This window comes from Marinobacter sp. ST-43, from assembly GCF_030541085.1.
GTDB classification, from domain to species: domain Bacteria; phylum Pseudomonadota; class Gammaproteobacteria; order Pseudomonadales; family Oleiphilaceae; genus Marinobacter; species Marinobacter nauticus.
This window is the reverse complement of record NZ_JASSVO010000002.1, coordinates 253,955-277,400: the sequence shown is the minus strand read 5'-3', so window position 1 is coordinate 277,400 and position 23,446 is coordinate 253,955. Positions and strand designations below refer to the sequence as shown.

General features: G+C 57.9%; 26 protein-coding genes. 7 read left to right on the top strand and 19 right to left on the bottom strand.

What is annotated here, in order from left to right; genetic code table 11:
* Nucleotides 1-48: 48 nt before the first annotated feature.
* Entirely contained in the window at nucleotides 49-408 is a 360-nt protein-coding gene (locus QPL98_RS05485) for a hypothetical protein (RefSeq protein WP_303292861.1), read from the bottom strand.
* A gap of 166 nt (nucleotides 409-574) precedes the next feature.
* Between QPL98_RS05485 and QPL98_RS05480 the strand changes: the two genes are divergently transcribed.
* A complete protein-coding gene (locus QPL98_RS05480; protein WP_226595575.1) occupies nucleotides 575-1,261 on the top strand; it encodes a response regulator transcription factor in 687 nt (228 codons plus the stop codon).
* Nucleotides 1,258-2,577 carry a HAMP domain-containing sensor histidine kinase gene (locus tag QPL98_RS05475; protein WP_303292860.1) on the top strand — a complete coding sequence of 440 codons (1,320 nt, stop codon included), beginning with the start codon at nucleotides 1,258-1,260 and terminating at the stop codon, nucleotides 2,575-2,577. The genes QPL98_RS05480 and QPL98_RS05475 overlap by 4 nt, the downstream gene beginning before the upstream one ends.
* Here QPL98_RS05475 and QPL98_RS05470 read toward each other — a convergent pair.
* Nucleotides 2,554-2,760: a hypothetical protein gene (locus QPL98_RS05470; protein WP_223268788.1), complete on the bottom strand. Its 207-nt coding sequence runs from the start codon at nucleotides 2,758-2,760 to the stop codon at nucleotides 2,554-2,556. The two genes, QPL98_RS05475 and QPL98_RS05470, sit on opposite strands and share 24 nt — an antisense overlap.
* A 10-nt stretch (nucleotides 2,761-2,770) precedes the next feature.
* On the opposite strand from QPL98_RS05470, the gene QPL98_RS05465 reads away from it, so the two are divergent.
* The 4 genes from QPL98_RS05465 to QPL98_RS05450 all read left to right on the top strand — a co-directional run bounded on the left by QPL98_RS05465 (nucleotide 2,771) and on the right by QPL98_RS05450 (nucleotide 5,651).
* On the top strand, nucleotides 2,771-3,376 hold the full coding sequence (locus tag QPL98_RS05465) for a YigZ family protein (protein ID WP_022991475.1): 606 nt from the start codon (nucleotides 2,771-2,773) through the stop codon (nucleotides 3,374-3,376).
* A 71-nt stretch (nucleotides 3,377-3,447) separates the two neighbouring features.
* On the top strand, nucleotides 3,448-3,975 hold the full coding sequence (locus QPL98_RS05460; RefSeq protein ID WP_219193741.1) for a DUF4136 domain-containing protein: 528 nt from the start codon (nucleotides 3,448-3,450) through the stop codon (nucleotides 3,973-3,975).
* 26 nt (nucleotides 3,976-4,001) lie between these two features.
* Complete coding sequence (locus QPL98_RS05455) at nucleotides 4,002-4,355, top strand: translation initiation factor Sui1 (RefSeq protein ID WP_303292904.1); 354 nt, start codon at nucleotides 4,002-4,004, stop codon at nucleotides 4,353-4,355.
* Between the two features lie 42 nt (nucleotides 4,356-4,397).
* The gene (locus tag QPL98_RS05450; protein WP_303292859.1) at nucleotides 4,398-5,651 is read left to right on the top strand and encodes a D-amino acid dehydrogenase; all 1,254 of its coding nucleotides are present in this window, start codon (nucleotides 4,398-4,400) and stop codon (nucleotides 5,649-5,651) included.
* An 83-nt stretch (nucleotides 5,652-5,734) separates the two neighbouring features.
* Here QPL98_RS05450 and QPL98_RS05445 read toward each other — a convergent pair whose 3' ends face one another.
* The 15 genes from QPL98_RS05445 to QPL98_RS05375 form a co-directional block, all read right to left on the bottom strand.
* Nucleotides 5,735-7,381 carry a fatty acid--CoA ligase gene (locus QPL98_RS05445; protein WP_303292858.1) on the bottom strand — a complete coding sequence of 549 codons (1,647 nt, stop codon included), beginning with the start codon at nucleotides 7,379-7,381 and terminating at the stop codon, nucleotides 5,735-5,737.
* A gap of 63 nt (nucleotides 7,382-7,444) precedes the next feature.
* Nucleotides 7,445-7,726, bottom strand: coding sequence for a pyrimidine/purine nucleoside phosphorylase (locus tag QPL98_RS05440; RefSeq protein ID WP_011786306.1), 282 nt, complete (start codon nucleotides 7,724-7,726; stop codon nucleotides 7,445-7,447).
* Between the two features lie 66 nt (nucleotides 7,727-7,792).
* Nucleotides 7,793-8,203 carry a monovalent cation/H(+) antiporter subunit G gene (mnhG, locus tag QPL98_RS05435; protein WP_153741003.1) on the bottom strand — a complete coding sequence of 137 codons (411 nt, stop codon included), beginning with the start codon at nucleotides 8,201-8,203 and terminating at the stop codon, nucleotides 7,793-7,795.
* A complete protein-coding gene (locus QPL98_RS05430) occupies nucleotides 8,196-8,468 on the bottom strand; it encodes a monovalent cation/H+ antiporter complex subunit F (protein ID WP_011786304.1) in 273 nt (90 codons plus the stop codon). The genes mnhG and QPL98_RS05430 overlap by 8 nt, the downstream gene beginning before the upstream one ends.
* A 10-nt stretch (nucleotides 8,469-8,478) precedes the next feature.
* Nucleotides 8,479-8,952 carry a Na+/H+ antiporter subunit E gene (locus QPL98_RS05425; protein WP_153741004.1) on the bottom strand — a complete coding sequence of 158 codons (474 nt, stop codon included), beginning with the start codon at nucleotides 8,950-8,952 and terminating at the stop codon, nucleotides 8,479-8,481.
* A complete protein-coding gene (locus QPL98_RS05420; protein WP_153741005.1) occupies nucleotides 8,949-10,463 on the bottom strand; it encodes a Na+/H+ antiporter subunit D in 1,515 nt (504 codons plus the stop codon). The genes QPL98_RS05425 and QPL98_RS05420 overlap by 4 nt, the downstream gene beginning before the upstream one ends.
* Nucleotides 10,460-10,807, bottom strand: a complete 348-nt coding sequence (locus tag QPL98_RS05415) for a Na+/H+ antiporter subunit C (RefSeq protein ID WP_153741006.1) — start codon at nucleotides 10,805-10,807, stop codon at nucleotides 10,460-10,462. Before QPL98_RS05415 ends, QPL98_RS05420 begins: the two co-directional genes overlap by 4 nt.
* Before the next feature lie 34 nt (nucleotides 10,808-10,841).
* Nucleotides 10,842-11,267 (bottom strand): Na+/H+ antiporter subunit B, encoded by a 426-nt coding sequence (locus QPL98_RS05410; protein WP_011786300.1) that lies wholly within the window; start codon nucleotides 11,265-11,267, stop codon nucleotides 10,842-10,844.
* Nucleotides 11,264-13,573: a putative monovalent cation/H+ antiporter subunit A gene (locus tag QPL98_RS05405; protein ID WP_113879971.1), complete on the bottom strand. Its 2,310-nt coding sequence runs from the start codon at nucleotides 13,571-13,573 to the stop codon at nucleotides 11,264-11,266. Before QPL98_RS05405 ends, QPL98_RS05410 begins: the two co-directional genes overlap by 4 nt.
* A 121-nt stretch (nucleotides 13,574-13,694) precedes the next feature.
* Nucleotides 13,695-14,027 carry a Na+/H+ antiporter subunit G gene (locus QPL98_RS05400; RefSeq protein ID WP_011786298.1) on the bottom strand — a complete coding sequence of 111 codons (333 nt, stop codon included), beginning with the start codon at nucleotides 14,025-14,027 and terminating at the stop codon, nucleotides 13,695-13,697.
* 15 nt (nucleotides 14,028-14,042) lie between these two features.
* Complete coding sequence (locus QPL98_RS05395) at nucleotides 14,043-14,312, bottom strand: K+/H+ antiporter subunit F (protein ID WP_011786297.1); 270 nt, start codon at nucleotides 14,310-14,312, stop codon at nucleotides 14,043-14,045.
* Nucleotides 14,309-14,797, bottom strand: a complete 489-nt coding sequence (locus tag QPL98_RS05390; RefSeq protein ID WP_023009135.1) for a Na+/H+ antiporter subunit E — start codon at nucleotides 14,795-14,797, stop codon at nucleotides 14,309-14,311. The genes QPL98_RS05395 and QPL98_RS05390 overlap by 4 nt, the downstream gene beginning before the upstream one ends.
* A complete protein-coding gene (locus tag QPL98_RS05385) occupies nucleotides 14,797-16,314 on the bottom strand; it encodes a monovalent cation/H+ antiporter subunit D (RefSeq protein WP_153741010.1) in 1,518 nt (505 codons plus the stop codon). Before QPL98_RS05385 ends, QPL98_RS05390 begins: the two co-directional genes overlap by 1 nt.
* The gene (locus QPL98_RS05380; protein ID WP_011786294.1) at nucleotides 16,311-16,682 is read right to left on the bottom strand and encodes a Na+/H+ antiporter subunit C; all 372 of its coding nucleotides are present in this window, start codon (nucleotides 16,680-16,682) and stop codon (nucleotides 16,311-16,313) included. Before QPL98_RS05380 ends, QPL98_RS05385 begins: the two co-directional genes overlap by 4 nt.
* Nucleotides 16,682-19,483, bottom strand: coding sequence for a monovalent cation/H+ antiporter subunit A (locus QPL98_RS05375; RefSeq protein WP_022991463.1), 2,802 nt, complete (start codon nucleotides 19,481-19,483; stop codon nucleotides 16,682-16,684). The genes QPL98_RS05380 and QPL98_RS05375 overlap by 1 nt, the downstream gene beginning before the upstream one ends.
* Before the next feature lie 351 nt (nucleotides 19,484-19,834).
* On the opposite strand from QPL98_RS05375, the gene QPL98_RS05370 reads away from it, so the two are divergent.
* The gene (locus QPL98_RS05370; protein ID WP_113879972.1) at nucleotides 19,835-21,889 is read left to right on the top strand and encodes an NADPH-dependent 2,4-dienoyl-CoA reductase; all 2,055 of its coding nucleotides are present in this window, start codon (nucleotides 19,835-19,837) and stop codon (nucleotides 21,887-21,889) included.
* Between the two features lie 66 nt (nucleotides 21,890-21,955).
* Here the strand turns inward: QPL98_RS05370 and QPL98_RS05365 are convergent, their stop codons facing one another.
* Together QPL98_RS05365 and QPL98_RS05360 are read right to left on the bottom strand one after the other, a co-directional pair.
* Nucleotides 21,956-22,120 carry a hypothetical protein gene (locus QPL98_RS05365; RefSeq protein ID WP_011786291.1) on the bottom strand — a complete coding sequence of 55 codons (165 nt, stop codon included), beginning with the start codon at nucleotides 22,118-22,120 and terminating at the stop codon, nucleotides 21,956-21,958.
* A gap of 140 nt (nucleotides 22,121-22,260) precedes the next feature.
* Nucleotides 22,261-23,253: a GlxA family transcriptional regulator gene (locus QPL98_RS05360; RefSeq protein WP_014422212.1), complete on the bottom strand. Its 993-nt coding sequence runs from the start codon at nucleotides 23,251-23,253 to the stop codon at nucleotides 22,261-22,263.
* Nucleotides 23,254-23,446 lie beyond the last annotated feature (193 nt).

Here is a 23,446-nt window from a genome sequence, read left to right as displayed (position 1 = left end):
AGGTCGTTGACGAATACCTTCTACCATACGCCAGAACCCGCCATTTGATCACTCCTTGTCTTGCTTCCCACCTTTGTCGCAGCGTTCCTGCATTTTTTCCTGCCACTGGTTCATGCGTTTTTCCTGTTTGGCCTGTCGTTCCTGATGGATCTCCGTCCAGATCTGGCGCTGTTCCTCGTTCAGTTTCAGGCGATCGGCCATTTCTGCCCGGTACTTTTCCCTTTCGGCCTGGCGCTCTGCACGGTTAAAGGGGCCTTTGCCGTCACGGAAGTTCTCGCACAGTTCCTGTTTGTCCCACTTGCCGTTCTGGTGGTGTTTGCCGTGTCGTTCCGCGAGAACAGCCGGGCTGGCGGCCATCAGGCTTGCCATCAGTACACCGGCGGTTAACAGGGTGGTTTTTGCCTTCATGGGTCTTTCCTCGTCGTTGGTCACAATGGATGATGACCATGCTACGTCGGTGCAACGTCAGATGGTGTCAGGGCTACGTAAAGGTTCGGTAAAGGCCGGGAGCCCGCCCGCAGCGGTACAGAAGGGCCATGCTAGACTGTGGCCGTCACATCCCAGAGAGAAGACTATGCAGAACCGGGTACTGTTGATTGAAGATGACGACGAGTTACGGGAGCTGCTGGCCCGCTACCTTGCCAGCCAGGGCTTCAGTGTGCGTGAGGCCGCCAATGGTCGTGATGGACTGGCTCTCGCTCTGGGTCAGGATTGTGACATTGTGGTGCTCGATATCATGCTGCCTGATATCAATGGTCTGGATGTTCTGAGGCAACTTCGGGGCAAGACGCACCTACCCGTGATCCTGTTGACGGCCCGTGGCGATGAAACCGACCGAATCGTCGGCTTTGAAGTGGGCGCCGATGATTACATTCCCAAGCCCTGCAATCCCAGAGAGCTGGTGGCGCGGCTTCAGGCCCTGCTTCGTCGTATCGCCTGGGATCAGAAAACCGAGGTAGACGCCAGCCGGACTTATGGCGACTTGCGGGTGGAGCCCGGCCAGCGCCGCATCTACCAGAATGACGCGCCCCTGGAACTGACGGGCACCGAGTATGAAGTGCTTCAGGTGTTGCTGGCCCATGCCGGCAGTGTGGTCCGCAAGACCGATCTCATGCAGTGGGCGCTGGGGCGCCGCCTTGAGGCCTACGACCGCACTCTGGATATGCACATCAGCAATCTTCGCAAGAAACTGGGCAATGATGACCCACCCCGCATCGAGACGGTGCGAGGACTGGGATACAGCTACCGGATACCCACATGATGAAGCGTTTCATGTTTCCTCTGTTCTGGCGGATTTTTCTATCCATCTGGCTGGCCATGGCGGTAACCGTGGTGGCCAGCCACCTTGCCTCGCGTTATCTGTTGGACCGGGAACGGCAGGCGATTGAACGCCAGGTGGGTTTACAGGAACTGGCTCGCGAAGCTCTAGTCATTCGTGAACAGCGGGGTCGGGGGGATGCCTGGCGCTTTTTGCGTTCGGAAGGTGAACGCCTGGATTTGCACCTGATGCTGATCGAAAAGGAGCAGGGCCAGCATCGACTGCCCCGGGCGATTCGGGAACGCATACAGTCCGGTTGGTACCCCCACAAACCAGCCGTTCTGGATCTGCAGGAGGGCTATCAGCTAGTTGCCTGGCCCCGGATGGGCGGCGATGGTTGGCTGGACCCGAGAATGTTCCGGTTTGTGGAGATGGGGCTGGCGTTCCTGTTGATCTCCCTGGCCTGTTGGTGGATTGCGCGAATGGTCTCGCGGCCGTTGAGACACATGGAGGGAACCGCCCGGGCGATTGCCGGGGGGGATACTGGTCTGCGGGTTGCTGGTCGCATTGCCCGGCGCCGTGATGAAGTGGGCCAGTTGGCGACGGCATTCAACGGTATGACAGACCGGCTGTGCCAGCTGCTGGACCGTCAGAACCAGCTGTTGCGGGATATCTCCCATGATCTTCGTACCCCGCTGGCACGCCAGCGGGTGGCGATTGAACTGGCTTCGGACAGCGGCGCCGATGAGGCATTGATGACCAGTATTCTGCGCCAGAACGAGCGGCTGGAAACCATGACCGGCCAGATTCTGACCCTGTACCGGGTGTCCGAGAACGGCGGTGATATGGCGCGTGAGCCGGTCAAGCCGATGGTCCTGGTCAATCACGTGCTTCAGGATGCCGCCGATTATGCTGAGCACCAGCGCGTGGAGTGCAAACTGGTGGCCTCGGAGGAGAGCAAAGCGGTGTCTGTGCTTGGCGACGGTGGTTTATTGCAGCGTGCGTTTGATAACGTGCTGCAAAATGCCCTGGACCACACGCCGCCGGGCAAATCGGTGAGGCTCTCTCTGTCCACGGGCAATGAGAGAATCCGTTTGATCGTCGCTGATGAGGGACCGGGTGCTCCTGAAGACCTGCTACAACACTTGTTTGAGCCGTTTTTCCGGGCTGACAAATCCCGTGGTGGCAAAGGTTGGGGGCTGGGGCTCGCTATTGCCCGTGATATCATTCAGGCCCACGACGGGCACATCAGTGCCCGCAACCGGGACGAGGGTGGCCTGGAAGTGATCCTTGAGCTACCGGTCTTTGTCGGAGGCTGAGGAATCGGCGTTCGGGCTTTGATCCGGTGCGTTGTCACTGCCCGGTTTCAGCTTGCTGGCGGCAGAAAAATCAATGCCTTCCTGCAGCTCGTCCTCATCAAACCGGATGCCGCAGGCGGCCTTACGTATCCGCGCAGGGGCCGCGGTCCCGGGTTGGGTCTGTTCGTTGTCTTCGGTCGTCATAGGATCGCCCATGAGTAAGGATTACCCGATTCCTGCAGGATACCTTGAGCGGGAAACGGAAGTGAAGAAAAGCCGTTTTATTGCCCGAGTGTATCCCGTCAGTGACCGGGACGACGTACGAACATACGTTGACCAGGCCCACCGTGACTACCCCGATGCCCGTCATGTCTGCTGGGGGTATCAGATCGGCCGGCCCGGCTCTGCGGCCGAGGCTGCCATGAATGATGATGGTGAGCCTTCCGGAACCGCCGGCAAACCCATTCTGGGCGTGATCCAGCACAAGGATATGGGAGACGTGCTGGTGATCGTTATCCGCTATTTTGGTGGTATCAAGCTTGGAGCCGGTGGCCTGGTTCGGGCCTATGCCGGCGCCGCTGAAAGTGTCTTGTCCGCCGTTGACCGCGTGGTGCAGCAGGCACGTGTGCAGGCAACGGTGCAGTTCGGGTTTGCCGATGAGCAACCGCTGCGGCACTGGTGCGACGGGCATGAAGGGCGCATCGACGCGATTTCCTATACTACGCGGGTGACAGCCAGCGTTTCCTTGCCTGTGGCTCAGCAACAGGACTTCAGTGCGTTTTGCGAGTCCCAGAAGATGGATTACCGTTTTGAAACCTGACTCACTGAGGCAGGCCGGTAGCCCTGGGCACGCGTATACTGGAGACATATGAGAGCAACGGAGTTAAGCCTATGCGTATTATGATGATCGCTGCTTTGGCGTTTGCCATCACCGGCTGTGCCAGCAATGTGGTGACTGACTACAATCCAGCCACCGTTTTTGGCAATTACAGCAGCTGGGCCTTTGCCAGCAACGCCCAGGACTCTGGTTTCACCTCGCTGGATGACGCCCGGGTTCGGGACGCGGTAGAGCGCGAGCTGAACCGGAAGGCCATGAAAAAAGTGACGGAAACTGAAGCTGATCTTCTGATCAGTTGGCAGATTGTGGCCGAGGAACGGCTCGAGCAGGTAGGCGTTGGCCTGGGATTCGGGTTCGGCCATGGCAACTTCGGCTGGGGCCTCTCATCGCCGCCACCGGTGCGAGAGGTAACCGAGGGCAAGCTGGTGGTGAGAATGGTTGATCGGACCACCGAGGAAGTGGTCTGGCAAGCCGCGAGTCGGCGCTATCTCAATGAAAACCAGTCGCCGGAAACCCGTCGGAAATTGATTGACGAGGTTGTCTCGGAAATGTTTTCCAAATACCCTCCGGGCCTGAACTGATTGCAGATAAAGGCGTAATCATGGGTATGAACAAGCGCAGGGGCGGCCTTGTGTTCTCCACGGACCAGGGGCGGATGTGCTCGGAGTGCCGTAACCCGGTGGATGACTGCACCTGCCAGGCGGCGCAGAGGCCGGCTGGAGACGGTATTGTGCGCGTCAGCCGGGAGACAAAGGGGCGCAAAGGCAAGGGCGTGACCCTGGTGACCGGTATTCCGCTCGACGACAAAGAACTGAAAGCCTACGCCAAACAGCTAAAAGCCAAATGCGGTACAGGTGGTACAGTAAAAGACGGCGTGGTGGAGATACAGGGCGACCAGCGAGATATTCTGGTGCCGTTACTGGAGCAGAAAGGCTGGACCGTCAAGCGCGCGGGCGGCTAACGGTCTGAAGCTACCACAGTTGATCAATCAGGGGAGGCAGGCATGCACATAGCGGTACTTGGGGCAGGCGTCGTTGGTATCACCACCGCGTGGTACCTGCAGAAACAGGGGCACCAGGTAACCGTGGTCGACCGACAGAACCAGTCAGGGCTGGAAACCAGCTACGCCAATGGCGGGCAGGTGTCGGTGTCCCATGCCGAGCCGTGGGCCAATCCTTCTGCGCCCCTGAAAGTCGCAAAATGGCTTTTCCAGCCGGATGCCCCACTGTTATTCCGGCCGCGGCTGGATCTTTACCAGTGGCGCTGGGCGCTGTCATTCCTGGCTCAGTGTACCTCTGCCAAAGCTGCCCATAATATCCGCCAGATGGTCAATCTCGGTACTTACAGCCGTTCATGCCTGCAGTCACTGCGAGACGAACTGAGTCTCGATTATGACCAGTTAGCCAAGGGCATTCTGCATTTCTACACCAACCCTGCCGAATTCGATGCGGCCCTGGAACCTTCCCGCATCATGCGTGATCTGGGCTGTGACCGTCAGGTTATCGATGCCGGCCGTGCAGTTGAGCTGGAGCCGGCCCTTGAGCCGATCCGTCATCGTATTGCCGGCGCCACTTACACCGCCGATGACGAAAGCGGCGATGCCCGTAAATTCACCCAGGCTCTGGCTGAGAAATGTAAAGAAGCAGGGGTGGCCTTTGAATATGGCACCGAAGTGCTGGGTTTTGATCGGGCGGGTGACCGGATCCTGGGCGTGCTGGCACTGAAAGACGGCAAACATCACACCCTTCGGGCGGACAGCTATGTGTTGAGCCTGGGCAGTTTCAGTGCGGTACTTGCCCGCCAGCTCGGGATGTTCCTGAATATCTATCCGGCCAAGGGCTACTCTATTACCGTGCCGGTGAAAAACGAAGAAGCGGCCTTTAACGTCAGCCTGACCGACGATGAATACAAGCTGGTTTACTCGCGCCTGGGCGACCGAATGCGTGTCGCTGGCACAGCAGAACTGAATGGTTACCGTCGCGACCTGAACTTTACCCGTTGTCGGGCGATTGTCCGTCGGGCTGCGGAAGTCATGCCCGAGGCTGGCTATTGGGATCAGGCCGAATTCTGGACCGGCTTGCGGCCGGCAACGCCATCCAATGTGCCCTACATCGGTAAAAGCCACTTCAGCAATCTGTACCTCAATACCGGTCATGGTACCCTGGGCTGGACCCACTCCTGTGGCTCGGCAGCCGCTCTGGCGGATATTGTTGCTGGGAAGGATCCTGAGGTGGACTTCACCTTCTCAGGCCTCTGAGCAGCCGACGATTCCGGTAGCACACAAATAAAAACGCCGGCGTCTGTTGCCAGGACGCCGGCGTTTTTTGTTTCCCCCGGAGATTAGTCTTTCAACTGATCCCGAATCAGTTTTTTGTTGATCTTGCCGACGCTGGTTTTGGGAATGTCTTCCACAAAACGCATCTGCTCGGGAATCGCCCATTTATTGATGTCGCCGCTGTCGACAAACTGTTGCAGGTGCTGCTTGATATCCTGCTCCGAGATGGATTCTCCGGGCTTCAGGGTGATCAGGGCGTAGGGACGTTCCCCCCATTTCTCATCAGGCACACCTACCACCGCAGCCCCGGCAACGGCGGGGTGCTGGCTGATCATGTTCTCCAGGTCGAGCGACGACAGCCATTCGCCTCCGGTCTTGATCACATCCTTGATGCGGTCTTTGATGGTCAGCGTGTTGTCCGGCTCCATGGAGGCGACATCACCGGTGTGCAACCAGCCGCCTTCCCATAGCTCCTCGCCTTTGTCCGGCTGTTTGAAGTAGCTCTGGGTCAGCCAGGGGGCCCGGGCGACCACTTCACCCTTGGCTTCGCCATCATGGGGTACCGGTTTGCCATCAGGATCGACAATTTCCAGTTCCACCATGGGCACGGCTTTACCGGTCTTCACCCGGATTGCGGTTTGTTGCTCCAGGGGCAGTTCAAGATCCGCCGGGGTGAGGTGTGTGGTGCTCAGCAGCGGGCAGGTTTCGGACATGCCGTAGCCGGTGAACATCTTGATGCCGAGTTTCGCCCCCGCATCGCACAGGCCTTTGGTCAGTGCGCTGCCACCGATGAGCACATGCCAGTTGCTCAGGTCGGCGGTCTTGATGGACTCGGTGGCCATCATCATCTGCATGATGGTGGGCACGCAGTGGGAGAAGCTGACCTTGTGCTTCTTGAGCAAATCCACCAGCAGTTCCGGCTCATAACGGCCGGGGTATACCTGTTTGATGCCCATCATGGTGGCCGCGTAGGGTACGCCCCAGGCGTGAACGTGGAACATGGGCGTGACCGGCATATACACCGAGGATGAACGCAACAACGGCATCTCGTCGAAATGGGAGATGCTGCCGGCCATGGAAAGCGTATGCAGAACCAGCTGGCGGTGGCTGAAATACACGCCTTTCGGGTTACCGGTGGTGCCGGTGGTGTAGAAGGTGGTGGCGACGCTGTTTTCGTCGAAGTCCGGGAAGTCGAAGTGGTCGCTGGCCGCGGCCAGCAGGGCTTCGTACTCGCCGTGGGTGTCGAAAGAGGCGTTGCCCGGCTTGTCGCTGTCGGTTACCTGAATCCAGGTTTTGACGGTTTTGATCTCGTCTTTCACGCCCTCGATGATGGGCAGGAAGTCATCGTGCACCAGTACCGCGTCGTCTTCGGCGTGGTTCATGGTGTAAACGATCTGCTCCGGCGACAGGCGCACGTTGACCGTGTGCAGTATGGCGCCAATCATCGGAATCGCAAAGAAACACTCCAGGTACCGTGGGGTATCCCAATCCATCACAGCCACGGTATCGCCGGGTTTTATACCGGCATCTGTCAGGGCATTGGCAAGTCGATGGATGCGTTCGACAAGGTCCTTGTAGGTGTACTTGCTGCGATCGGCGTAAACGATTTCCTGGTCCGGGTTGTAGCGGGGGCCGGACATCAGTAACCGCTTGATCAGGAGCTGGTACTGGTGGGCATTGTCAGCCGGTTTGAGAATTCGGGGTTGAGCCATGTTGTTGTCCTCTTTCTCTGCTTATGTTTGTTGTCACGGTAAGAAAGACGGGCTGAGTGGGGCTTATCCGTAGGTACAGAGATAAGCAGTATCGGCATCCGTTTTTGCTTTGAAGCTTGCTTGCCCCGCTACCTCAAAGCTCTCGCCGGCGCCGAAAGTTTGCCAGTCTTGCTGGCCTGGCAGCAGCACGGTCAGTTCACCGCTGACGACCGTCATGGTTTCTTTTTCTGAGGTGCCGAATTCGTATTCTCCGGCACTGATAACACCGATTGTGGCAGGCAGTGTGCTGGACTGGAAAGCCACTGATTTTACCTTGCCATCGAAGTATTCATTGACTGTCAGCATGTCTGGTATTCCTTGAAATGGTTTGCAGCCTACTATACTGGAAATTCCTGTGCTGCCAATCACAAACTATTGGTTTGAGGTACCTTTTCCAGTTCGGGTTGGCTGCCCGTGCTTTAGCTCCTCGAGCCCGCTATTGAGTTTGTGGGTAACCGGGTCATATCGTTCCTGCAGCTCATCCTTGATGGTGCCGGCCCAGAGTTTGGTGCCGGTGAAATAACCGGCCCGGCCTATGACATGAGCGGCGATCGGAGCTGTCAGAAAAATGAAGATAACAATGGCAACCGCCCGCGCGGCCACGGTACTGTCCCCGAAATAGAACGCCACGCCACCCATGGTCATCATGGCGCCCAGGGCACCGGCTTTGGTGGTGGCGTGCATGCGGGTGGGGAGGTCGGGCAACCTCAGAACGCCGATGGCGGCCAGTACCATGAAAGCAGCGCCCACCAGGAGCAGGACCGATACCAGTATTTCAATCATTCTTTACGCCTCCCCGCTCGACGAATCTGGCGAAGCCGATGGCTGCCAGAAAGGCAGTCAGAGCGATAACGATGGCAACATCCAGAAAACTGGCCACGCCGGTGTCAATCGCGTGCACTCCCACATAGCCGACCACGATGGAGGCGATCAGCTCCAGTGCGACCACCCGGTCCGGCAGGGATGGCCCCCGGGTGAGCCGAATGAAGGCGAAGAGCAACGCCAGTGACAGCATGAGATAGACAATATTGATCACCACATTCAGCATGACTGGCCTCCTAGCGCGTCACCTTCAGGATTCGGCGTTCGAGTTCTCTCAGGTCGTTTCTGAGCTGCTCTTCGTCGTGAAGAAACATGGCGTGGATAAACAGCACCTTCCGATCGTCAGAGACATCCAGGCTCAGTGTCCCGGGTGTGAGAGAAATGACACTGCTGACAAACAGAATTTCCATGTCGGTCTCAGCCCGGAGCGGAAACGCGATCACCCCCGGCTTCATATGCCAGACGGGCGTTGCGATGTCATAGGCGACCCGCAGATTCGACTTCACCAGTTCTTTCAGAAAATACAGCAGGAAAGCGACAAGGCGGGGTATCCGGCGGGAATACCCTTTCAAAACCGGGACCTGTTTTTGCAGCACCATGAGGGCGACATAGCCAAAGATAAAACCAGCGAGCAGGTTCATGGCTGTGATACTGCCCGTGAGGGTTACCCACGCGAGCGCCAGCAACAGGTTCCAGAACAGACCGATCATTCAGGCTGCCCTCCCAGAACGGCTGCGATGTAAAGCTGCGGGTTCATCAGCTGTTCGGCGGCGGATTCTGCAAGCATGTATATGGGCTGACCATAGAGGCCGATAATCAGAGTGCACACCGCAAGCGCCACCACCGGGGTGTAGTAGGCCCAACTGCGTTTTTCCCTGATCTCACCATTGAGCCGGCGCACATCAGTAACGTGCTCCGGGACTTTCTTCCAGAACACTTCCGCCCAGATCTTGATCATGGAGTAGAGCGTCAGCAAGCCCACCAGCAGGGCGACCGCTGCGACAAGATATTCGCTGGATTCCAGTGTGGCACGGACAACAACGAACTTGGCGAAAAAGCCGGACAAGGGCGGAATACCTGCCAGCGACAGGGCCGGAATCAGGAATAGTAACGCCAGGTAAGGGCGCTGCCGATACACGCCACCCAGGTCTTTCAGCTCATAGCTGCCCAGCAGGCGATAGGTGATGCCGCTCACCAGGAACAGATTCGTTTTAACGATGATGTGATGCATGATGTAAAACACACCGCCAATCAGCGCCAGGGGCGTAAACAAGGCTAGTCCCAGAAGCATGTAGCCGATCTGGCTGACGATGTGGAAGGACAGAATCCTGCGGAACTCGAACTGTGCGGCGGCGCCGAGTACACCGGTCAGCATGGTCAGTGCCGCCGCCCAGAGCAGGATGGTGTGGGTGTATTCCACATCCTGGGTGAATATCAGTGTAAATACCCGATAGAGCGCATACACCCCGACCTTCGTCAGCAATCCCGCAAACAGTGCGGATACTGCGACCTGAGGGGTGTGGTACGAGGCCGGGAGCCAGAAAAACAGTGGGAATGCCGCCGCCTTGATGCCAAACGACACCATGAACATCAGCGACACAACGGTGATCATGCCGGGATCTTCAACCCGGCTTACCTTCTGGGCGATATCCGCCATGTTGAGGGTGCCCACCATGCCGTACAGCAGGCCGACGGCTGACAGGAATAGGGCCGATGAAAACAGGTTCAGGGTAACGTATTTGATGGCGCCTTCCATCTGGGCTCGCTCGCCACCGAGGGTGAGCAGGGCGAATGAGGCCAGTAGCATGACCTCAAACCAGACGAAGAGGTTGAAAATATCGCCGGTCAGAAAGGCGCCAGCGACTCCGGCAAGCAACAGGTGCATCAGCGGGTAGTAGCCGAATCTTTCATGCCCCGGAGGCGTTGAAGCCAGAGAATAGACGGCGATGGCGAGCCCGATCATGCCAGTCAGCACAATCATGATGGCGCTGAGGATGTCCGCTACCAGCACAATACTGAACGGTGCCGGCCAGCTGCCCATTTCCACCACCAGGAAACCTTTGTCGATGGTTGAACGCAGCAGCCAGATGCTGGCAACAAGCAAAAGAGCGGTGGCCACCACGGCAACCAGGCGTTGCAGCTGAACCGAGCGCCACAGCGCCAGGGACAGGGCACCGGCGGTCAGGGGGATCAGGATCGGGAGAACAACTTCCAGGCTCAAGTGTCGGTATCCTTCATCTTGTCCAGATCATCGGTGCCTACTACCTCGTAGGCCCGGCGGATCAGAACCACGGCAAAAGCCAGAACACTGAATGCGATCACAATGGCCGTAAGGATGAGCGCCTGGGGTAGCGGATCTGCCACCGTTCCAGCCACCTGTTTCGCGCCGTCGGCTATGAGAGGCGGTGCGCCCCGGGTAAGCCCCGACACTACAAAAATCAGCAGGTTTGCCGCGTTACTCAGAATGATCAGGCCAATTACGATTTTCACGATCGAGCGCCTGAGCATCATGTAGATGCTGGCCGCGAAAAGGGTGCCAACCACCAGTGCCATCAGGCTCCCCATTGCAAGGCTCCCCGTTCCAAAAAGTGTGTTCGACTCATCCCTCAACCTCCATCAGACCGATCACGAATGTCATCAGTGTGCCAAGGACCGCCAGATACACGCCAATGTCGAAGACGAGTACGGTCGATAACTTCAGGTAGCTGTCACCCGGCAGCGGAAGCTCCCACCAGTGGGCGGTGAGCATGGCCTGACCAGACAACAGGGCCGGAATTGTGGATGCCAGCCCGAACAGCAGGCCGGCTGCCAGGAGATCCTTCGGGTGCACCCGAAGGAGTTTGCGGGTGGCTTCCGCGCCGAAGGCGAAGGCGTAGAGAACAAACGCGCTTGCAGCGACCAGGCCCCCGATGAAACCGCCGCCGGGTTCGTCGTGCCCGCGCAAAAGCAGGAACACCGAAAACATCAGCTGCAGCGGCATGATCGCCAATGCCGCGGTGTGGAGAATCACGGTGTTGGATTTCATGGCTTGTACTGGTCCTCCGCCCTGAGCTTGATCATGGAGTAAACGCCAATTGCGGCAAGACCCAGTACAAATATTTCCCCCAGAGTATCCAGTTGCCGGAAGTCCACCAGAATTACGTTGACGATATTTTTGCCAAACGCCAGACCATAGCTGTTTTCAACGTAGTAGCTGGAAATGCTGTCAAAGTACTGGATATCCAGAACAGCAAGAATGATGAGCGTCATCACCACGCCCGCAAACACTGCGACAGACAGGTCCCGGTAACGTTCCCAGGACGAGGACAGCTTGGCAAACGGTGGCAGCCGGAACAGCACCAGCACAAGCAGAATGACGGTGAGGGTCTCCACCAGTAGTTGGGTAATGCCCAGATCCGGTGCACTGAAGTGAATGAAGGTCAGGGCCACACCAAAGCCCAGTACCCCCAGCGAAGCAACCGAGCCAAGCCGGGACCGGGTGACACAGGCAAAGACGGTCGCAGCGACAATCAGGAGCGCGATTCCCCACTCGTAGAAATAACTGTCACTGAAGTCAAAATCCAGCTGGAGACCATGCCGGGTCAGCAGGGTATAGCCTGCCAGAGAGAAGGTGACAAGAACCAGTACCAGAAGATAGATTCCGAGAACGCCGTTCTGCAGGAGCCGGGTCTGCCAGCCCGCAACCTGACTGATCCCTTCCATAAAGCGGAAATAACCCGCCTCGGGGCCGATTCGGCTGGCGGCGGTATTAAGCGCATACAGGGTTGGCTGCAGTCGGCGCCAGCCTACCACCAGGAACGAGCCTGCCAGGAGACTGAGACCGGAAAGCATCAGGGGAAGGTTGATGCCATGCCAGAGGGCGAGGGCGGTTTCTACCGGGTAGCCGGAGACTGCTGAAATAGCGGCGTCCAGAACCAGATTTGCGGGCAGAGATGGCATGATTCCGAAAACCAGGGCGAGCAGTGCCAGCACGCCGGGGCCGATCAGCATTGCAAACGGAGCCTCGTGGGGCAGTTTGGGCGTTTTAACAACCGGCCCGAAAAAGGGCTTGATAAACACCAGACCGGCGACGGCCACCACCAGCATGGCCGAGAGAACGGCGGCCACCAGAAGCCCGGTTTGCCATATTGGCGCATTCAACAGCGACTCCAGTAACAGTTCCTTGGCCACGAACCCGAACAGTGGTGGAAGCCCTGCCAGGGATAGGGCGGCAAGCCCGGTAATGACGGCCGTTTTGGGCATGCTGTGCCTCAGGCCACCCATCCGGGTAATATCTTTGGTGCCGGTTTCGTGGTCCAGGGCGCCGGCGAGCATAAACAAGGCGCCCTTGTACAGGGAGTGGGCCACCAGGAAGCAGATAAAAGCTGTGATGGCCAGTTCAGTACCCACACCCACCAGCATGGTCAGGGTGCCCAGCGCCATCACCGTGGAATAAGCCAGAACCTTCTTGATGCCGGTGCTGCTGTAGGCAAGATAGGCGCCGGTGAGCATGGTTAATGCACCAAACACCAACAGCGAGCCGCTCCACAACATGTCTCCGCTCATTGACGGATTCAGGCGGGCCAGCAGATACACGCCCGCCTTCACCATGGTCGCAGAATGCAGGTAGGCCGAAACCGGGGTGGGTGCCGCCATGGCGTTTGGCAGCCAGAAATGGAAAGGCGTCTGCGCGGATTTGGTAAAGGCGCCAATCAGTATGCAGACCGCGGCCGCGGTGTAATGCGGATGCTCATGAATGGACAGTTCTGACGCCAGAAGGCCCGAGAAGGAGGAATCCCCGGTGATAAAAATCAGCAGGATCAGGCCCGCCATCAACACGAGCCCGCCACCGGCGGTTACGAACAGGCCCTGGAGCGCACACTTTCGTGCCTCGGCATCTTCATGGTTGAAGCCGATCAGCATGTAGGAAGTGATGCTGGTCAGTTCCCAGAACACAAAAAAGGTAATGAGATTGTCCGAAAGCACCAGTCCAAGCATGGATGCCATGAAAGACAGCATGATGACGTAGAACCGGGCGAGGTCTTTGTGGCCTTTCAGGTAAGAACCGGCGTAGATCAGAATGAAGGTGCCGATGCCGCTGATCAAAAGGGCAAACACCAGGGACAGGCCATCGACCATGAAGTCCAGGGTTATCCCGAGCCCCGGCATCCAGGGCGTTTCAATCAGGAGCCTTTCACCACCACGGATCGTGGGAATCAGGCTGGCGAAGTAAGCTGTGAGGGAAGCGGGGAGCAGAGCCAATACCCAGCCAATGTAACTGCCTGCCAAACGATAAAGCGCCGGTACCGCGACCGCCAGCAAAAAACCGGATAGCACAGCCAGTAACATCATGGGAGATGGCTCCTTTAAGGCCTTACTTTAAGTGTTTTTACAGATTCTGGTTGCCGGTAGCCCTTTGATAAATACGATCCTTTTTTACAAAAGGCTCACCGAGCCCATGGTTGCAAGGGACTCACTGATCCCAGCTTTGACCGCGAGTGTTCTTGGAGGTTCTGACTTCCAGGTGCATCGCGGCTTTTGCCAGGAAGTTGGCGCTGATGGGCGCCGTCATGAACAGGAACGCCGTGATCAGGATTTCCTCTATCCCGATGCCTCGTCCAAGCGTGCTGAAGTAAATCACGGAGCTGATCACGATGGCGCCAACGCCAACCGTGGTGGCTTTGGTTGGGCCGTGTAGTCGGGTGTAGAAATCCGGCAGTCGAGCCAGACCAATGGCACCGATCAGGGTAAAAACGCCACCGATAATCAGCATGGCGGAAATGGCGTATTCTGCGAAGGTGCTCATAGGGTGTCCTCCGGGTTATTCAATGACGCTGCCGCGCTTGAGGTATTTGGCCATGGCGACGGTTCCAACAAATCCCATAACCGCAATCAGCAGCGCAGACTCAAGGTACATGCGTGTTTTCAGCGTGATGCCCAACAGAATGATCAATGCGATGGCGTTAATGTAGAGGGTGTCCAGCGCCAGTATCCGGTCCGGCGCATCCGGGCCCTTGATCAGGCGGTACACGTTCAGCAAGGCGGCCAGCGTGACCATGGCAATGGTGATGTAGAGCGCGGTTAGCATCATTGGAACATCTCCAGCAAAGGCTTTTCGTACCGGTTCCGGATAGTGTCGATGACTTCCTGCTCGTCCTCGGCGTCCAGGGCATGAATCAGCAGCAGTGTGTTGTCATCGCTCACATCCGCGCTAACGGTGCCCGGCGTCAGGGAAATGGTGCTGGCTAGAATGCTGATAGCCAGCGGATCCTTGAGTTCCAGGGTGTAGCAGATGAACATCGGGCGTGGTTCGCGAGGGCTCAGTATCAGCCTTGCCACATCAACGCTGGCGACCACAATGTCCCACAGAACCCGCAACAGGTAGGCGGGTGTCTTCCAGGCCTTGAGCAAGGTGGGTGGATCTGGCCAGAAACCCTGGGTCATCAGGGGGATTATCCAGGCCAGGATCAGTCCAAGAACAATACTGCCGCCACTGATGCCGTCACTCAGAAATTGCCACATGACGAACAGGGTCAGGCTCAGCCAGGGGTGGGGAAACCTCAGTCGATCAAGCATCAGTCATCCTCCCCGACCATAGGCATCTGCAGGATTTCGATATAGGCATTGTTATTGTGTAGCTGTTCGGCCGTTGCATCGGTATAGCGTGTTATTGGACCGGCAAACACGACCAGGACGATCGCCAGTGCGGTGAGCGCGCCTGCTGCTACAGAAATCCGACCATTCAATGGGTCCGGCTTTTCCAGGTGGCCGTCGACGGTTCGCCAGAAAACAATACTGCCGGCCCGACTGTAGGCAATGATTGTGAGGAAGCTGCCAACCAGCAGCACTGACCAGAGCCAGGCCATTTCGAAACCGGGCTCAACGGACTGTAGAATCAGCAGCTTGCCAATGAAGCCGCTGAGCGGAGGCAACCCGGCGGCGGCAACGGCACCGATCAGAAACAGCACGCTCAGGAAGGTGCGGTTATGCATCCTGGGCGCGGTGATGATGCGATCGTTCGCGCTGCCGCGCTGGTTGGCTATCAGTTCCGATACAAGGAACAGGCCGCCGACGGTCCAGGTCGTGCTGAGCATATAGAACAGGGCGGCAGACAGGCCGGCTTCGGAGCCCAGAGAGATGGGAGCCAGCAGGGTGCCCACGGATATGATTACCTGCCAGGCCACAAGCGTCTTCAGGCTACCAGAGCCCAGAGCGCCTATGACGCCCATGGCCAGGGTGGCCAGAGCGATCGGGAACAACCAGTCCATGCCGAGATTGGCGAGCTCACCGGCTTCGTCGCCAAACACCAGTGGGTACACCCGCAAGATGGCGTAGATGCCCACCTTGGTCATGACCGCAAACAGAGCCGCAACGGGCGCCGTGGCTTTGGAGTAGGCACGGGGCAGCCAGAAACACAGCGGCAGAATGGCGGCCTTCAGGCCGAAGACTACCAGCAACATCATGCCGCCGGCCTTGACGATATTCAGGCTTTCACCGGTTACCTGGGGAACCTTGACCGCAAGGTCTGCCATATTCAGGGTGCCGGTGACGCTGTAGATCATGCCCACACTGATCAGGAAGATCGCCGAGCCGATCAGGTTGAGAACCACGTAGTGGAGGCCAGGCACAGTCCTTATGGTGCCTCCACCATGCATCAGCAAGCCATAGGAGGCGATCAGCAGCACCTCGAAGGCAACGAAAAGGTTGAACAGGTCACCGGTCAGGAAGGCGATGTTGAGTCCCATCAACTGGAACAGGAACAGGGCGTGGAACTGTCGGTTACCCTCGTCGGCGCCGCCGATGGCATACAGGTGGCAGAACAGGGCCAGAACGGAGGTCATGATCAGCATCAGCGCGGCCAGCCGGTCCAGAACCAGGACAATCCCGAACGGCGGCTGCCAGTTGCCAAAAGCATAAATGCGGTAACTGCCGTCGTTTGCCAGCACCAGAAGGACTATGGCCGAGACCAGGATCAGCACGGTGGTTGCCAGTGCCAGAGTCCGGCGCAGCGTGATGGGGGCATAGCCCATCAGTGCCTGCAGAATGCCGCCAAGCAGAGGAATCAGAATCGGAGCGGTAAGCCAATGGTTCATTTACCGGTTACCTCCTCGTCTTCCTGCTCCGGTGCTGGCGATTTATAGGGTTGTTTGCCATCAACATGGTCATCTTCGTTATCCGCAAGGTTTCGTAGTGACATCACCACCACAAAGGCCGTCATGGCGAAGCCAATCACGATGGCCGTTAAAACCAGCGCTTGCGGCAGCGGGTCGGCATAGCTTTCCGCAGTGCCGATAATCGGTTGCTTGCCGGTAGCCAGCCGTCCGGTGGAGAACAGGAAAAGGTTTACCCCATAAGACAGCAGTGTCAGGCCAACCACCACGGGGAACGTGCGCGCCCGCAGCAGAAGATAAACGCCGGAGGCAGTGAGGGCACCAATCACCAATGCATAGACAAGTTCCATTACGCGCCCTCCCTCTTGCTCTTGATGGCCGAATGCGGCGATATGCGGCCAATGGTCACCAGCGCCAACAGGGTGGCCCCGATTACCGTGAGATAAACACCCAGGTCGAAGACCAGTGCTGAGGCTACCTCGAACTTGCCGACTACCGGCCAGGTGATATAGCCGAATGTTGAGGTCAGGAACGGATAGCCGAAGGCCAGGCTGGCTGCGCCGGCAATGGTTGCGAACAACAGGCCCAGGCCAATGACGTTGTGATATTTGAACGGAATCCGGTCCTGGGTCCAGTTCATGCCACTGGCAATGTACTGGAGGATCAGGGCTATCGAGGTGATCAGGCCCGCGATAAATCCGCCGCCGGGCAGGTTGTGGCCACGCAGGAAGATGAATGCCGACACCATCAGGGACAGCGGCAACAGTGGCCGGGCGATCAAACGCAGCATTAACGGGTAGGCATCCCGGGACCAGGCATGGCCTTCGCCATCACTGGGTGGTGGCGTCAGCGGCGTATTTTTCAGCAGCGCGTAAATGCCCAGGGCAGCAATCGCCAGAACCGTGATTTCGCCCAGGGTATCAAAGCCCCGGAAGTCCACCAGGATGACGTTGACCACGTTGGTGCCGCCACCGCCCGGTTTGCTGTTCTCAAGGAAGAAATCGGAAATCGAACTGAACGGTTGCGTCAACATGGCCAGGGTAACCAGAGTCATACCAATACCGGCAATACCCGCGATGGCGATATCCCGGAAGCGACGTTTCAGTGGGGTTTCCACGGGTGTCCAGCCAGGCATGTAGTAGAGCGCCAGCATGAGCAGAACAATGGTCACCACTTCCACCGACAACTGGGTCATGGCCAGGTCGGGCGCCGAGAAGCGGGCAAACGCCAGTGCAACGATCAGGCCCACCACGCTCAGCACAACCAGCGCGTAAAATCGCTGCCGGTGCACGGCAGCCGTCAACAGGGCACAAATGATCAGTACGCCTGCGGCAATGGCCGTGGGCCAGTCCACAGGGCTCAAGCCGGTCTCACCAATGAAGATACCCAGATCCAGCAGTGGCATGGCAGCGACTGCCAGTACGCTGACCACAAGCAGCATGCCGTATCTTTGCAGAGAGCCGTTCTCGATTCTTGCCGTAAAGCCGTTCGCCAGGTCGACAATCCGCAGTACGATCGCTTCGAATACGGCCTTCTCGTCGATTTCCTTGAAGCGCGCGTGGAAATCAAAGAACTTCTGGCGCTGGCTATACATGATCAAACCGCCAAAGAAAGCCGCAAAACTCATGATCAGTGGCAGGTTAAAGCCATGGATAACCGCCAGTTGATAATCCGGCACCTCGCCGCCAAGGGTGGCGTGGGCGGCAGCGTATAGCAGAGGCCCGACCGATACCGCCGGGAACATGCCTACCATGATGCAGGCGAAGACCAGGATCTCCACCGGGATTTTCATGTACCGGGGCGGTTCGTGGGGCGGGTAGATGGGCAGATTGACGGGCTTGCCGTTAAAGAACACGTCGTGAATAAAACGTGCGGAATAGGCGACCGCAAAAATACCGGCCAGCGTGGCGACGATCGGTGGCAGCCAGGCCCAGATGCCGGGCAGATTCAGTTGCAGGGACTCGGCAAAGAACATTTCCTTGCTCAGGAAGCCGTTCAGCAGCGGAACCCCCGCCATGGATGACGCGGCCACCATGGCCAGAGTGGCAGTGTGGGGCATATATCGCCACAGGCCGTTAATCCGGCGCATGTCCCGGGTACCGGTTTCATGGTCGATAATACCGGCGGCCATGAACAGTGAGGCCTTGAAGGTGGCATGGTTGATGACGTGGAATACCGCTGCCACCGCCGCCAGCTCGGTACCCATACCGAACAGCAGCGTGATCAGGCCAAGGTGGCTGACAGTGGAATGCGCCAGCAGCCCTTTCAGATCGTGCTTGAACATGGCCACGTAGGCGCCAATCAGCAAAGTTGCCATGCCGGTAAAACTGACCATGTAGAACCATTGTTCCGTACCAGCCAATGCCGGATACAAACGCGCCATCAGGAAAATCCCGGCCTTGACCATGGTTGCGGAGTGCAGGTAGGCCGAAACCGGCGTTGGCGCCTGCATGGCATGGGGTAGCCAGAAATGGAACGGGAACTGGGCAGACTTGGTAAAGGCGCCCAGCAGTACCAGCGTCAGGGCGACGGGGTACATGGCGTGGGCTTTGATAACATCGCCGGCCGCCAGCACATCGTCCAGTTCAAAGCTGCCGACAATGTTGCCGATGATCAGAATGCCCGCGAGCAACGCCAGCCCACCGCCACCGGTCACCGCCAGCGCCATGCGGGCGCCACGACGAGCGTCCTGTTTGTGGTTCCAGAAACTGATGAGCAGGAACGAGGTGAGACTGGTCAGTTCCCAGAAAATCATCATCAGCAAGAGATTGCTGGAGAGTACGATGCCCAGCATGGAGCCTTTGAAACAGAGCAGCAGCGCGTAAAACTTCCCGATATTCTCGGCCGGCTTCAGGTAATAGCGGGCATAGAGAATGATCAGCACGCCAATAATCAGAATCAGCAGTGCGAACAGCAGAGACAGTCCATCGAGGCGGAAGCTGAAGGAAATGCCGATCGCCGGTAACCACTCCCAGGATTGCAGGACGGTGCCACCGTTGGCCAGTGTTTCCCAGTGCGGAAACAGGGCAGCCAGGGCAATAAGCGCCGGAACAGAAGAGGCAATCGCAATTGCTGTTCGCCCTCCAAGGGCAAACAGCGGGGCAGCTATAGCCCCCAGAAATGGCAGAAATACAACCAGCGGTAGCGACATCGCAACCTCGTTATCGGTGTTCTTTTACATGAGTACCAAAGGCGTGTTTGCCTGAGTCTAGTCTCCGACCAGCCACCGTGCACGATGAGCATCGGGATCGGGTCGGCATGGATCGGGTGGATTCAGCAGGAAACAGGCGGGTCCGGGAAATACGGAAGGCGTCCCCGATGCCGCGCGATGTCAGCGGTAACGGGTGGGCGGGTGATTCTAATGCAGCCGAAGGACCTTGCGGTCATGGTTGCTCCGTCAGTCAAACTTGAAATGCGATGATACGTGGCCCGTCGGTCAGGTCAAGTCAACTTGCCATTGATCAAGTGTATACTCCCGATAAATATTCGATGAGAGTGCGCCATGACCAACGCCTATCCCAACCTGCTGAAACCGCTTGATCTGGGGTTCACTGAGCTCAAGAACCGGGTGCTGATGGGGTCGATGCATACCGGCCTCGAAGACCGTTTCTGGAATATCCACAAGTTCGCCCGGTATTTTGCCGAACGGGCGGAAGGTGGCGTCGGGCTCATGGTAACCGGGGGCTTTTCCCCCAATCTGGTCGGGCAGCTCGCGCCATTGGCTTCAACCATGAACAACCGCGCGACCGCCTTGCTGCATCGCCATGTGACGGGGGCCGTGCATGAAGCGGGCGGAAAAATCTGCCTGCAATTACTGCACGCCGGGCGTTACGGTTATCAGCCGCTGATTGTGTCGGCCTCGGCCACCAAGGCACCGATCAGTCCGTTCAAGGCCAGAGCCCTCTCGACAAAAGGTGTGGAACGGCAGATCAATGACTTCGTGAATGCCGCCAAGCTGGCTAAATTCGCCGGCTACGACGGCGTTGAGGTGATGGGCTCCGAAGGCTATTTTATCAACCAGTTCCTGTGTGAACGCACCAACAAGCGAACCGACAAGTGGGGTGGGCCTTACGAAAACCGAATGCGCTTGCCGGTGGAGATCGTTCGCCGCATGCGTGAGGCGGTCGGGCCGGAATTCATCATTATTTACCGCCTGTCCATGCTGGATCTGGTGGAAGGCGGCCAGACCTGGGAGCAGATCGTCACTCTGGGCAAGGCTATCGAGAAAGCCGGTGCAACCATTATCAACACGGGTATTGGCTGGCACGAGGCCCGCGTTCCCACCATCGTGACCTCGGTACCCCGCGGCGGCTTTGCGGATGTGACAGCCAAGTTCTATGGTGAGGTGGACATCCCGGTGTGTACCACCAACCGTATCAATACGCCTGAAAAAGGCGAGGAAATCCTTGCTGCCGGTAAGGCTGACATGGTGTCCATGGCACGCCCGCTGCTGGCCGACAGCGAGTTTGTCCGCAAGGCGGAACAGGGGCGCGGCGACGAGATCAATACCTGTATCGCCTGCAATCAGGCGTGTCTGGACCATGTGTTCCAGGCCAAGCGCGCCTCCTGCCTGGTAAACCCCCGCGCCTGCCACGAGACCGAACTGGTGCTCACGGTAGCGCCTGTTGTCAGGCGCGTAGCCGTGGTCGGCGCCGGTCCCGCTGGCCTGGCAGCAGCCACCACGGCGGCAAAACGGGGGCACAAGGTGACCCTGTTTGAAGCTGACGATAAAATTGGCGGCCAGTTCAATTACGCCAAACGCATTCCGGGCAAGGAAGAGTTCTACGAAACCCTGCGTTATTTTCAGCGTCAGATTGATGTGCTGGACATCGACCTGCGGCTCGGAACCCGTGTGGGGGCCGACGAGCTGATCGAACAGGGCTTTGACGACGTGATCATCGCCACCGGCGTCAAACCACGAACACCGAAGATTGAAGGCATCGACCACCCGAAAGTGCTTGGGTACCTGGATGTACTACGCCACAACAAACCGGTGGGCAAGTCGGTGGCTGTGATCGGGGCGGGTGGTATCGGTTTTGATGTCAGTGAATTCCTGACTCACGACTTTGGCAAACACCCGGAAGGCGAACAGGTGAGTGTGGCTGAATGGCAGGCGGAATGGGGGGTGAATCCCACGTTTGAGGGCCCCGGTGGCCTGGCTGAACGGGCGCAGACCCCATCGCCCCGCAAGATCTATCTGATGCAGCGTAAAACCGGCAAAGTCGGCGGCGGCCTGGGCAAAACCTCAGGCTGGGTGCACCGAAGCAGCCTCAAGCATCGGGACGTCGAAATGCTCCGGGGTTGCCGTTACGATCGAATCGACGATCAAGGCCTGCATATTACCCTGACCGACAAGGACGGAAAGACCGGCGAGACCAGAGTTCTGGCCGTGGACAACGTGATCATCTGCGCGGGACAGGAAAGCTATCGGGAACTGTTCGACCAGCTTGCTGATAAAGGCGTGAAAGCGCACCTCATTGGCGGTGCTGATGTGGCGGAAGAGCTGGATGCCAAAAGGGCCATCCGTCAGGGAACCGAAATCGCGGCAGCCATTTAAAAAGTGACCTGCTACGTCATCAGTTGACCGGAAGTGGCGTTCGATAGCTGTTGTCTGGATAAATGGCTATCGAACGGTTTTCAGGGCATTGGAAATCGCCTCTGCTTCGGCTTCCAATACCTGGCAACGCAGGCTGTTACCCTGCTGACTGGCCTGCGCGAGCTGCTTGCGCTTCATATCGTACAGCCGGTTAAGTACATCGGCCCGGCTCTGCTTCAACGGTGCGTTCATGGAAACGACCTCCCCCGAAGGGTTAAAACTGTCAAGATTATTTACGTACGGCGGCAAAAAAACGCCTACAAGACAGTTTGATGCATAACCCGCGCCACAGAAACGCTACCAAAGACTGAATTGTGACCTGTAACACCATACTATCGACCGAATTTTGCCCGATAGGCGCCCGGTGAAAGCTTCGTATGCCGACGAAACAGCCGGCTGAACGAACTCACATCCTCGTATCCGACCGCCCGGGTGACCGACTCAAGCCCCCCCGTTGAGGATTCGAGTAGCCGGCGAGCCTCCTCCACACGGAGTAGTTGCAGATAGCTGGACGGTGAATCCCCTGTCGCCTGCCGGAACCGACGTAACAGCGACCTTTCGGACAACCCGGCGAAGCTGGAAAGCTCTGGCAATGAAACCGGCTCTTTGAAATGCGCCTCCAGCCAATCCTGAACCTGGTGAATCACCTTGTCTGAATGGTATCGCTTGGCCTGCAGCACGCTATAGGGAGCCTGGCTCGTGCGCCCGGCGTCAATCACAAACGCCTTCGCCAACTCACGGGCCACTTGCGCACCTGCCAGCCGCTCAACCAGATACACCCCCAGATCCCACCAGGCCATACCACCCCCGGCGCAGGCCACAGGGCCATCAACCGTGACCAGCTTGTCGGCATGGAGATTTACAGCCGGAAACTGCCGTCTGAACTGTTCACCAAACCCCCAGTGTGTGGTGGCCTCCCGACCGTCCAGTAACCCCGCCGCCGCCAATAAAAACGCGCCGGTACAGTTACTGGCCACCCGAACATCGCCGGGCGTCGCAGTCTGAAACTTTGAAAGCCACTGAATCAGGAGGGGGTTGGTTTGCAGAACTTCATCAATGGGTGCACCAATGGTCGGAATAATCAGCAAGTCATCGGCACCCAGTTCGTCAATATCCTGCCAGGAACCATCCGCCAACAGGGTCACGCCATTGATGCATCGGCAGGGCTCGCCATCCTCGGTCAGCAGCCGGGTTCTGAACCATGCCGTCGGCTGCTCGCCATGAATTCGGGCCCAGGTCACTCCGGCCAGGCGAAACAGGTCAATCATACCGGTGATGGCGCTGGCCAGAGCTCCGTTAAAGCCGATGATGGTGACGGTTTTCACTGGGAAAATTCCTGTTTTCTGGCTTGTGGCGTTGCATGAACTGGCATGACGGCATTCTCTAAATCAGGCCGCTGGCATGGGGATTCTCTTCCGGGAGTGTGCGCAGCAAGGAAGCTGCGCTCAAGCCCCCAGGGATGGGTTCACGGCGTCTCCCGGAAGAGAATCCCCATGGCAGTGGCCGTCTTGCTAACGC